Origin of the sequence: Arthrobacter sp. B0490 (assembly GCF_002929355.1) — a bacterium.
GTDB lineage: Bacteria > Actinomycetota > Actinomycetes > Actinomycetales > Micrococcaceae > Arthrobacter_D.
In genome coordinates this window covers 1-530 of sequence record NZ_PJIR01000165.1, presented here as the reverse complement: position 1 = coordinate 530, position 530 = coordinate 1, and the positions used below count along the sequence as shown (strand labels likewise).

The 530-nt window shown below is 64.2% G+C and carries 1 pseudogene; it reads right to left on the bottom strand.

The window, feature by feature from the left end:
• Window positions 1–530: pseudogene (locus CXQ97_RS21270) on the bottom strand (hypothetical protein); the annotation flags it as partial.

Below are 530 nucleotides of genomic sequence, written 5' to 3'. Positions count from 1 at the left end.
CGGTGCCTGCCCGCGCCGCCACGATAGGGGTACCAACGGGCATGGCGATATCCACCGCATAGCGGCCGCTCGGCGAATTGTGGCTGAAGTCACCGCCAGCACCCTGGGAGATGCGGAACGGCCCGCCTTGCCACGGCAGCGCATATGCCGGCCCATCGACCTGCACCGAGTCAGGCTGATCCGGCTCCGGCGAGAACAGCATCGCGTAGCTGAACGAATGCTTGAACATGATTGGCCCGCCGGCCTTGCGCTTGCTTAGGGTAGCCACGCGAACGCGGCTGTTGGCCGGTATGGTCTTGCGAATCACACCCTTGCCGACGCCGGCCACGTTGACCATGCGTGTCAGCCGCAAGGTGACCTCGACCGGCACCTCCAGCGTGTTGCTGACATCCATCGCCTTGCCGCTGCCGGCACGGTTGATGAACAGGCGCACCGAGCCCGGTTTGTCGGCTTTTGCGTGGTTGCTGGCGGCCAAGGCCGGCACCAGAGGTGCCAGCCCGAGCAGTAATAGAAAGGAATAAAAAAGCGGT